General features: G+C 38.3%; 12 protein-coding genes and 2 tRNA genes. 6 read left to right on the top strand and 8 right to left on the bottom strand.

The window, feature by feature from the left end:
* Positions 1–2: 2 nt before the first annotated feature.
* The 3 genes from KTJ10_RS11715 to KTJ10_RS11705 all read right to left on the bottom strand — a co-directional run bounded on the left by KTJ10_RS11715 (position 3) and on the right by KTJ10_RS11705 (position 767).
* A tRNA-Phe gene (locus KTJ10_RS11715) sits at positions 3–75 on the bottom strand.
* A gap of 126 nt (positions 76–201) precedes the next feature.
* A tRNA-Phe gene (locus KTJ10_RS11710) sits at positions 202–277 on the bottom strand.
* Positions 278–383: 106 nt separating this feature from the next.
* Entirely contained in the window at positions 384–767 is a 384-nt protein-coding gene (locus tag KTJ10_RS11705) for a GNAT family N-acetyltransferase (RefSeq protein ID WP_002116928.1), read from the bottom strand.
* Positions 768–869: 102 nt separating this feature from the next.
* Here KTJ10_RS11705 and hisB point away from each other — a divergent pair, with 102 nt between their 5' ends.
* The 5 genes from hisB (at position 870) to hisA (ending at position 4,334) form a co-directional block, all read left to right on the top strand.
* The gene (gene hisB / locus KTJ10_RS11700) at positions 870–1,463 is read left to right on the top strand and encodes an imidazoleglycerol-phosphate dehydratase HisB (protein ID WP_002116767.1); all 594 of its coding nucleotides are present in this window, start codon (positions 870–872) and stop codon (positions 1,461–1,463) included.
* A complete protein-coding gene (gene hisH, locus KTJ10_RS11695) occupies positions 1,463–2,080 on the top strand; it encodes an imidazole glycerol phosphate synthase subunit HisH (RefSeq protein WP_002116911.1) in 618 nt (205 codons plus the stop codon). The genes hisB and hisH overlap by 1 nt, the downstream gene beginning before the upstream one ends.
* 151 nt (positions 2,081–2,231) lie before the next feature.
* On the top strand, positions 2,232–2,780 hold the full coding sequence (locus tag KTJ10_RS11690; RefSeq protein WP_130173050.1) for a DUF805 domain-containing protein: 549 nt from the start codon (positions 2,232–2,234) through the stop codon (positions 2,778–2,780).
* Between the two features lie 86 nt (positions 2,781–2,866).
* Entirely contained in the window at positions 2,867–3,508 is a 642-nt protein-coding gene (locus KTJ10_RS11685) for a 3'-5' exonuclease (protein WP_262442081.1), read from the top strand.
* A gap of 94 nt (positions 3,509–3,602) precedes the next feature.
* Positions 3,603–4,334, top strand: a complete 732-nt coding sequence (gene hisA, locus KTJ10_RS11680; RefSeq protein WP_000905538.1) for a 1-(5-phosphoribosyl)-5-[(5-phosphoribosylamino)methylideneamino]imidazole-4-carboxamide isomerase — start codon at positions 3,603–3,605, stop codon at positions 4,332–4,334.
* Positions 4,335–4,390: 56 nt separating this feature from the next.
* Here the strand turns inward: hisA and KTJ10_RS11675 are convergent, their stop codons facing one another.
* Entirely contained in the window at positions 4,391–6,082 is a 1,692-nt protein-coding gene (locus KTJ10_RS11675) for an ATP-binding cassette domain-containing protein (RefSeq protein WP_108009884.1), read from the bottom strand.
* Positions 6,083–6,289: 207 nt separating this feature from the next.
* Positions 6,290–6,841, bottom strand: a complete 552-nt coding sequence (locus tag KTJ10_RS11670) for a helix-turn-helix domain-containing protein (RefSeq protein WP_199997260.1) — start codon at positions 6,839–6,841, stop codon at positions 6,290–6,292.
* A 97-nt stretch (positions 6,842–6,938) separates the two neighbouring features.
* Between KTJ10_RS11670 and KTJ10_RS11665 the strand changes: the two genes are divergently transcribed.
* Entirely contained in the window at positions 6,939–7,841 is a 903-nt protein-coding gene (locus KTJ10_RS11665; protein WP_262442080.1) for a DMT family transporter, read from the top strand.
* Between the two features lie 36 nt (positions 7,842–7,877).
* Here the strand turns inward: KTJ10_RS11665 and KTJ10_RS11660 are convergent, their stop codons facing one another.
* The 3 genes from KTJ10_RS11660 to KTJ10_RS11650 are packed head-to-tail and all read right to left on the bottom strand — an operon-like array spanning position 7,878 to position 9,246.
* Positions 7,878–8,183, bottom strand: coding sequence for an antibiotic biosynthesis monooxygenase family protein (locus KTJ10_RS11660; protein ID WP_262442079.1), 306 nt, complete (start codon positions 8,181–8,183; stop codon positions 7,878–7,880).
* A gap of 3 nt (positions 8,184–8,186) precedes the next feature.
* A complete protein-coding gene (locus KTJ10_RS11655; RefSeq protein ID WP_005078529.1) occupies positions 8,187–8,579 on the bottom strand; it encodes a DUF4870 family protein in 393 nt (130 codons plus the stop codon).
* A gap of 37 nt (positions 8,580–8,616) precedes the next feature.
* On the bottom strand, positions 8,617–9,246 hold the full coding sequence (locus KTJ10_RS11650; protein ID WP_174756865.1) for a DUF1294 domain-containing protein: 630 nt from the start codon (positions 9,244–9,246) through the stop codon (positions 8,617–8,619).
* Between the last annotated feature and the right edge of the window lie 10 nt (positions 9,247–9,256).

Here is a 9,256-nt window from a genome sequence, read left to right as displayed (position 1 = left end):
GGTGGCGAGACCCAGGATCGAACTGGGGACACACGGATTTTCAATCCGTTGCTCTACCTACTGAGCTATCACGCCGATGGCCTGTATTAAGCCGTATCTCAGAACAATAGTCAACAATTATCCTGAGTTTCTGATTTAAATGAGTATTTTTTATACTTAAAAAAAATCCCTGATGGGATCAGGGATTGAAAACACAAATAATGGTGGCGAGACCCAGGATCGAACTGGGGACACACGGATTTTCAATCCGTTGCTCTACCTACTGAGCTATCACGCCGAAGTGGGCGTATTAAACAATGTTTATAAGAAGACGTCAAGCAACTTCCGTGTTTTTTGTAACAAGTGATTATTTTTAAATCACAACCACAAAATAATAGAAGCTTTTAGTGATGTAGTTTACCAATGTGAGCCAAACAGCGATGAATCGCGCCACAACCTGGTTCAAAAGTTTTAACACCTTTTGACTCTTCTATGCGGCAAGCTTCTTCAACTAAGCGCTCAGCTACCCCACGACCACGGTTCGCAGGGTGCACAACAATATATTCAAGAACCTTGCTTTCGCCTTGTCCTGAAGACCAAATTGCACCTATAATTTTGGTGTTAAATTCGGCAGTGTATAGCGTGGTATACTGTTGTAAATCTTGTTCAAGTTGTTCAATCGCATCGTGCCCGTCACCAAACTCCGGACTTGTATCATACAGTCGCTCAAGCTGATCGCGGATCTCTGAATTATCTAGAGAACTATAAGCATGTACGGTAATAGGCATTGATTAACCCTCCTGAGCAAACTATGATGCTGTCACGAATTCGTCACAGCGAAATTGTCGTTAACATCCAATCATTTTTGACGTTTTTTGAGGAACGTGTCCATGACGCAACGTATCAGTGAAGTGGTTAGAAATACCAATGAAACCAAAATTCGAGTTCGTTTAAATCTCGACGGTACTGGTCAAGGCACACTAAACACTGGAGTTCCATTTTTAGACCATATGATTGATCAAATCAAGCGACATGGCTTATTTGATATCGATATTCATTGTGACGGAGACCTCGAGATTGATGATCACCACACCGTAGAAGACTGTGGTATCACGCTTGGACAAGCTTTTGCACAAGCTTTGGGCGATAAAAAAGGTTTAAAACGCTATGGTCATTTTTATGCACCATTAGACGAAGCTTTATCTCGCGTTGTTGTAGATTTATCTGGTCGTCCAGGTTTATTCATGGATATTCCATTTACTCGTGCACGCATTGGTACATTTGATGTCGATTTATTTTCTGAGTTTTTTCAAGGTTTCGTAAACCATGCGCTTATGACCTTACACATCGATAACTTAAAAGGTAAAAATAGCCACCATCAAATCGAAAGTGTGTTCAAAGCACTTGCTCGTGCTTTACGTATGGCATGTGAAGTTGATCCACGTGCAGAAAACACGATTGCATCGACAAAAGGTAGCCTCTAATGACACGTATCGCGTTACTTGATTATGGCATGGGCAATCTACACTCAGCGGCTAAAGCACTTGAGCATGTGGGCGCTACAGTCGATGTGACCAATGATCCAAAGTTAATTGCACAAGCCGACAAAATTGTTTTTCCAGGCGTTGGTGCAATGCGTGACTGCATGCAAGGCATGCGTGAAGCAGGTATTGATGAAGTTGTACGTAAAGCTGCTTTTAATAAACCTGTTCTTGCGATTTGTGTAGGTATGCAAGCATTGCTACAAAGTTCTGAAGAAAATGGCGGTGTAGACGCATTAGGTATTTTTGACGGCGTAGTAAAACATTTCCCTCAAATGGAAGGTTTGAAAGTACCACACATGGGCTGGAACCAAGTTCACCAAATGGACCCAAGCCATCCAATGTGGAACAACATCGAACAAGATGCTCGCTTCTACTTTGTACATAGTTACTATGTCGAACCAAAAGATGAAAGCGTTGTGGCTGCGACTTGCGAGTATGGTGTGAACTTCTGCACAGCCATTCACAAAGATAATTTATTCGCAACTCAATTCCATCCAGAGAAAAGTCATACTGCTGGTTTGCAGTTACTTAAAAACTTTGTGGAATGGAATATTTAATCTGATTTAAAACTGAAAAAGATCAGGTCGAGATGGCCTGATCTTTTTTTTTATTTATAATAACAACTAATCATTTATAGAATGATATTTTATTCAACAAAATATTGAATATTTATACTTTTAAATAAAACCAAATGATCAGGAAAACAAAATGAATTCACCTTTTGAAAATCAGCCACTTCAACAAGATTCCCCCTTTAAAGCTAGTGGTCGTTTTGGACGACTCTCTTATGCTGCTTGGACATTCTTATTTTCACTCGTCATCGGTATCGTCGTTGTCATCATCGCTTTTACTTTTGGATTTACATCTAGTCAGGAACTAACAGGCCTTTCTACGGCAGGCATGATTGTTATCGCCATTCTTTATATTGTTTGCCTCTATGTAAGCTTTGTATTTACCATCCGCCGTTTGCATGACCGCAATAATACAGGATGGCTATCGTTACTGATGCTGATCCCTGCCGTAAACCTCATTTTTATGATTTATCTCTTTGCGGCAAAAGGTACGGAAGGCAATAATGACTATGGTCCGCAGCGCCCTACCCCTGGTTGGGAACGCGTTTTAGGCTGGATTTATATTGTCCTAATTCCACTTGCTTTTGTTTTTGCCATTGTTGCTACAATCATGGCTCCGACCTATGAAGGCTATGTTGAGAAAAGCGAAAGTGTGGTCATTGGTACACCTTCTCAATCTCAATAATTTTTAAAGACATTCATAAAGCCTAGTCCTCTAGGCTTTATTCATATATAAAGTAAATAGCCCAATTCATTTGTACGCTATTAAATATGTCCGAAGCCGTTGCCCTCCTTGATAAAGCCTCTATTCAGCAGCTTCCTCCTTTTGAAAATCTTAACCACCATAATATTGTGGTGATTGAAAATTTTGAGCAATGCAAAAGTATTGAAGACGAATTAAAAAACGCGGCAATTTTGGGATTTGATTCTGAGTCTAAACCTACATTTAAAGTGGGTGAAATCTCAACTGGGCCACACTTGATTCAACTTGCTACAGCACAAAAAGCCTATTTATTTCATGTCAATTCATCGACTTTAAAATTCTTGCAGCCCATTTTATCTAACCCAAAACAAATTAAAGTTGGCTTTGGCCTTAAAAATGATAAGCACATTTTTCATAAAAAAGGCATAGAGCTAGAAAGTTGTGTCGACCTTGCCAAAGGATTTAGTCACTTTGGTTTTAAACAGCAGATCGGTCTACAAAAAGCGGTAGCACTGTTATTTGGACAATATCTAGCAAAGTCGAAAAAAGTCGGGACTTCAAACTGGGCACGAAAGCCACTTACATCTCAGCAAATAAATTATGCCGCCGCTGATGCTTATGCTGCATTACTGGTATTTGAAGAACTCAGAAACCAAAAACTATTACCCGCCCACATTTCACAAACGATTCAAACCGTGCTTCAGGCGTAAAGTAATAAAAGTCTTTTCTAAGGCTTAGCGATTGATCAATACTTTGCTAAGATGTGCACAATTTCATAATCATGATGAAGCAAGGAGCGGAAGCATGCTAATCATTCCAGCAATTGACCTGAAAGATGGTAAATGTGTGCGTTTAAAACAAGGGCGTATGGAAGACGATACCGTTTTCTCTGACGATCCGGTTGCAACTGCCCAGCATTGGGTAAATGAAGGTGCGCGCCGTTTGCATTTGGTTGATTTGAATGGTGCTTTCGCAGGTACGCCTATTCATAAGCCTGTTGTTGAAGCGATTGCTAAAGCTCAGCCAGAATTACCAATTCAAATTGGCGGTGGTATTCGCTCATTAGAAACGATTGAACACTATTTAGAAGCTGGTGTGACTTTTGTCATTATCGGTACTAAAGCAGTTCAAGAGCCTGAATTTGTAGAAGAAGCTTGTAAACGCTTTGCTGGTCACATCATTGTTGGTATTGATGCCATGAATGGTATGGTTGCAACTGACGGCTGGGCAAACGTTACTGATGTGAAAGCAACTGATTTAGCGAAACGCTTTGCAGATGCGGGCGTGTCTAGCATTGTTTACACGGACATTGCACGTGACGGCATGATGCAAGGTGTAAATGTTGAGCAAACTGTAAACTTGGCTCAATACTCAGGTTTACCAGTAATTGCTTCTGGTGGTGTAACCAACCTTGATGACGTTCGTAACTTAAAAGGCCAACCGGGCATTTTAGGTGCGATTACAGGCCGCGCAATTTATGAAGGTACTTTAAATCTTCGTGAAGCTCAGCTTTTGTTGGATGAAAACCGTCTTTAATTTTTAAGATGTAAAAAAAGAGCCGCTTTAGGCTCTTTTTTATTTTTTGATTATCTTTAGTTTAATAACTTTTCTAAATCGATTACCTCATCCGCAATTTCCATCGCATACGGTGAATGCGTAATCATGATCACGGATGGAACAACCTGCTGAATATATTCAAGTATATTTTTTGCAGTATCTACATCCAAGGCGGCAGTCGGTTCGTCTAGGATGATGAGCTGCGGGCGAGCTAAAAGACCTCGAAGAATGCAAATTCTTTGCTTTTCTCCTCCTGAAAAATTCTTATAAATTTCAGCTAAATCATCATCGAGCGTTAGTTGATGCTTTTTCAAAATATGTAATAGATTAAATTGATCAAGCATCTGAAGTAAGTAAGAATCCTCATATATGTGCGAGGAGTTATAAACTAAATTATCTCTAAGGGAATAAGGAAAAATAACTGGTTGCTGTGCAACGTAAACAACCTCATCAAAAATATGCTTAGAGAAATTTTGGCTAATATCAATATTCTTATAGCAAAGCTGCCCTGATTGAATCTGGTAGACACCCATTAAATAATTCATTAGAGAAGTTTTTCCCAAGCCAGTTTGCCCAATCACTACATACGTTTTATTGGGTAATATTTTTAAATTAAAATGATCTACGGCTCGTTTCCCAAGTAAAAATTTAGCATTTATAAATTGAAAGAGAACGTTAGAGTCTTGAACGATAGAATGCGTATAATTTTCTTTATTGAGATCAAAGTATTTTCGATATTTTGCTAAGGCGACAAAGTTGCCATTTAAACGCATCAAGCTTTGGGAAACCGCCAGAAATGGATTGGTGAGTTGAATAATATAGGTACTTATCAATACAAAAGCACCCGGTGTAAGCTGCTTTTCAGTTGAAAGAAATACGGTAAATAACATAAAAAAGAGTAAAAAAAGAAAGATCAGGAACAATTGAGAAATCATCAATAGCCCTATTTTCTTGTTCCTATCTTTAGCTGTTTTGATGAATGAGTCTAACGTGGTATTAAATTTTGATAATTGGAACGGTACTGCATTTTTTACTTTAATTTCATATGAATTTGAGATCTGATGTATCAAATGGCTATTTACCTGATTATCTTGTTGATACATCGAATCGAATAAAGAACTGCTTGTTTTATTTATATGAAAGGAAACTAAAAAAATAACAATAGCTACCAATAAAAAACTGATACTAAAAAGTAAGCTAATGGTTGTAAATAGCACTGCAAAGATCATAACCAATTGAAAAATGATTGGTCCCAAATGAAGCAATAACGTTAAATTAATCTCACCAAAAGCAGAACTTCCTCTTGCAAGATCACTGATCACTGTTCCAGCCTCAATTTGATCTTGCTCATCTTTTTTAAGATTTAAATAATTTTTTAGTCCCGCAAAGATTAATGCACTTTTGAAATCAACCATCAAATAAGCACTAAAAATATTTTTCGTCCAATTACATAACTCATTCGCTAACCATGCTGCCGCATATGCGAGTACGATTAGATATAAGAAATTAAATGGAAGTCGAATATCTAGTGAAAAGTTATATGCCTGTGCAGAGTAATCAATAATAATTTTTAACAAGTATGGCAATAATGTCGTAAAGAATGCTGTAAACATCACTAATAAAAACATGAGAAACATACTACCTTTCTGTTTCTTATAATTTTCTTTAGAAACCTGCCATAAAAATTTATAGTTTTGAATATCTTGTGAACTTAATAAAAACTTCATTTCTGTATCTTTTTTCTATTAAAACGAGTTAAAAATAATTTCATTACACAAGAAATATCATAACTTGCCTTATTTACTCTTATTCATATTTTTTTGTTTAAATTGAATTCGTAGGTTTTTAAGATAGATCATATGCATCATATATGCCTTCAATAAACTGCATAAATTTTAAAAACATATATTTTATTAAAAAGCCTAAATTCCAAATCAATACACCACATTACGAGTAAATTTAAGCACTTGGTTACCACTATTGATATAGGTATAAGTAACAGAACTTTCAAAAATAAAAGATGAACCAGCAGAAATTATTTTTTTGCTGTCAGTAAATTGTATGGTCAACTCACCTTCTAATACGTAAATAATTTCCTGCCATCCGTCTGCATCTGCTTCCGCAACGTAAGACTCTCCCACTGCCAAAGACCATATCCAAAGCTCAACTTGGGAACGAGATGGAACTGAAGCGAGCAAGGTTGCTTTACTTTCTTCATCTTTACCCTGCCAAGCGAGTGCATTTACTACAGCATGTTCTTTATGCTCAGGTGCACTCACAATCGTTTTAAAATCCACACCCAACACTGCTGCAATCGCATCGAGTTTGGCCAAACTAATATTGACCTGCCCTGTTTCCAAAGCAGCAATCGTGCGTCTACTCACTCCTGCCTGATCTGCCAAATCTTGTTGACTCAAATCTCGCTCATCTCTTAATGAACGAATATTTGTGCCTACGTGCTGTAAAACGGTACTCGACTGGCTCATAGAATGGATTAGTAAGAAAATTTGAGCAATATATTGCACAAAATAGAAGAATAGCGCAATATGTGCAGTATATTGCACAATTTAATTTAACTTGAGTATGTCACCAATTTCTCTGAGTTCAAGCAAAGCCCCACTGTTAGCCCTCATTTTGATTACGATCATTTGGGGTGGAACATTTCTAACTGTGCAGTATGCACTGCATTTTTCATCACCTATGTTTTTTGTAGGCTGTCGTTTTGCTGTAGCAGCTCTTACTTTGCTTCTTATCTCATTAAAAAGCATAAAAGGCGTCACGTTAAAAGATTTAGGTGCGGGTTGTGCGATTGGTCTTGTGATTGCGGCAGGCTACGGCACCCAGACCATTGGCCTACAAACCATTCCGAGTAGTGAATCCGCTTTTTTAACGGCGCTATATGTTCCGCTTGTTCCTATTTTAATGTGGCTCATCTTTAGAAAAACTCCACATATTATGACTTGGGTGGGAGCTGCTCTTGCGTTTGCTGGCCTTGTTTTCTTAACGGGAAATGGTTTTGAGCAAATTTCATTAAGTTTTGGGCAGCTGTTAACAATCTTGGGTGCCTTTGCGATTGCTTTAGAAATTATTCTTATTAGCTACTTTGCTGGAAAGGTAAATTTACGCCGCGTCACAATCATTCAACTTGGTGTCGCTTCTCTACTTTCTTTCGCCATCATGCCTGTGGTGGGTGAACATACGATTCCAGCATTTTCATGGCCCCTAGTACTGATTGCTATTGCATTAGGTTTAGCGAGTGCACTCATTCAATTTGTTATGAACTGGGCTCAACGTGTGGTTGATCCTTCACGTGCTGCAATTATTTATGCAGGCGAACCTGTTTGGGCGGGTATTATTGGCCGAATTGCAGGTGAGCGTTTGCCAATGATTGCCCTTTTTGGCGGTGCTTTAGTAGTCTTAGGCGTTTTAGTCAGTGAGTTAAAAATTAAGTTACCAATTAAAAAAGCTAAAAGAATTCGAGAATAAAAAAAGAGAGCTTAACGCTCTCTTTTTTACTATCTATCATTTTTTCTTCAATAACCTACACGGTTGGTAGTACTCAACCGTCGGCATTGGGTCATAAAATGGATGGAGCAAAGTTTTCCATTCTTGATAAGCCTCAGACTTTCTAAACCCTTCTGTATGGTTTTCAATTTCATCCCAGAAAATCATTAAAATATAACGATGGGGATCGGTTGCATGCTTAATCAGTTGGACCGCATTAAAGCCTTCCATTGGATAAACAATATGTTTAGCCTGCTCGAATGCCTTAAGAAATGCTTCACTTTGCCCAGACTTTATACTCAAATGCACATGTTCAATAATCATGATTTATTGATACATCGGACGGTTATCATTTAGCGCAATCAAGCCGCGAATTGCACGATATACAATCCAGATCCACGCAGCACCAATTACACCCACACAGAATACGGTCGATGAAACGGCAACGCCTGCAAATAGATTAGTATTTTCGCCCGTAAAGAACAGGAAAATAAACGGCAGAAAGGCAATAATATTCCAAGCCAGATACCACCAGAATGTTCTGATTTGCCATGTAAAGTGGCTCGCAAAAATCGAGCCTTGTACATCAGAACGTTTTACGTAGTTAATAATTAAAGCAATAACCGCAAGTAAGCCGCCTGTAAAAATGGCAACGATATAAAGTACATATAAAATAAGTGTTAAAGTACGATTTGGATCTTGGTCGATAGAACTATTCATTTTTATACCTCTCAAGTTTATTAAAAACGATTTACTTTTATGAGCCCCGCAATACGTTTAAGGGAGAAATTAGCCACAAAATCAAAAGTAAATGAAAGAATATGGTACAAAAATAAATCTTACGAAAGGGTTGTTTTTGTGTTTTATGTCTCAGTTTTTGTTGTGCCCACCATGCAGCTGGCCAGCCTCCTAGAAAGCTAACAATGTGCAATGTTTGTTCAGGCACACGTCGATTACCCAATTGTGCTGCTTCTTTATCTTGTGAATATAGCCAGTAACTCAACACATTCATCATTAAGACAAACAATAAGGTATAAGCCGGCAAAATATGAATAAAACTCATAATGCCCATTAAAACGAAATAAAACACGATCCCCATTTGCATTGCAGACCATGGACTGGCTTGAAAAGAAGATTCTGCTTTTACGGGCTTTGACGCTTTTCGGGTTTGAGATGCTTTTAAATAGGTGACCTGCTGAGCACGAAAACGACCTCGTTCATCGAGAATCACCCGATATTCCAGTGCACATCCAATAATTGGCCGAGGTCCGGGGCGTGCAAAATCTTTGATATGCAAAAAGACTCGCTCTTTTTCAGCATCATCCGGCTGAATAAAGCCATAACCTTTTTCGTCGAACCATTCGACTAAACGCCCCTGATCTCGCATCTTTATTCCC

This window comes from Acinetobacter sp. WU_MDCI_Abxc222 (genome assembly GCF_025514755.1).
Taxonomy (GTDB): Bacteria; Pseudomonadota; Gammaproteobacteria; order Pseudomonadales; family Moraxellaceae; genus Acinetobacter; species Acinetobacter geminorum.
The sequence above is the reverse complement of the archived record's forward strand: the minus strand, read 5'-3'. Positions and strand labels throughout refer to the sequence as shown.

Coding starts and splice junctions, on each gene's coding strand:
- KTJ10_RS11670 (WP_199997260.1), bottom strand. CDS start 6,841: ATGAGCCAGTCGAGTACCGTTTTACAGCACGTAGGCACAAATATTCGT.
- hisA (WP_000905538.1), top strand. CDS start 3,603: ATGCTAATCATTCCAGCAATTGACCTGAAAGATGGTAAATGTGTGCGT.
- hisB (WP_002116767.1), top strand. CDS start 870: ATGACGCAACGTATCAGTGAAGTGGTTAGAAATACCAATGAAACCAAA.
- KTJ10_RS11675 (WP_108009884.1), bottom strand. CDS start 6,082: ATGAAGTTTTTATTAAGTTCACAAGATATTCAAAACTATAAATTTTTA.
- KTJ10_RS11660 (WP_262442079.1), bottom strand. CDS start 8,183: ATGATTATTGAACATGTGCATTTGAGTATAAAGTCTGGGCAAAGTGAA.
- KTJ10_RS11705 (WP_002116928.1), bottom strand. CDS start 767: ATGCCTATTACCGTACATGCTTATAGTTCTCTAGATAATTCAGAGATC.
- KTJ10_RS11650 (WP_174756865.1), bottom strand. CDS start 9,246: ATGCGAGATCAGGGGCGTTTAGTCGAATGGTTCGACGAAAAAGGTTAT.
- KTJ10_RS11685 (WP_262442081.1), top strand. CDS start 2,867: ATGTCCGAAGCCGTTGCCCTCCTTGATAAAGCCTCTATTCAGCAGCTT.
- KTJ10_RS11665 (WP_262442080.1), top strand. CDS start 6,939: ATGTCACCAATTTCTCTGAGTTCAAGCAAAGCCCCACTGTTAGCCCTC.
- hisH (WP_002116911.1), top strand. CDS start 1,463: ATGACACGTATCGCGTTACTTGATTATGGCATGGGCAATCTACACTCA.
- KTJ10_RS11690 (WP_130173050.1), top strand. CDS start 2,232: ATGAATTCACCTTTTGAAAATCAGCCACTTCAACAAGATTCCCCCTTT.
- KTJ10_RS11655 (WP_005078529.1), bottom strand. CDS start 8,579: ATGAATAGTTCTATCGACCAAGATCCAAATCGTACTTTAACACTTATT.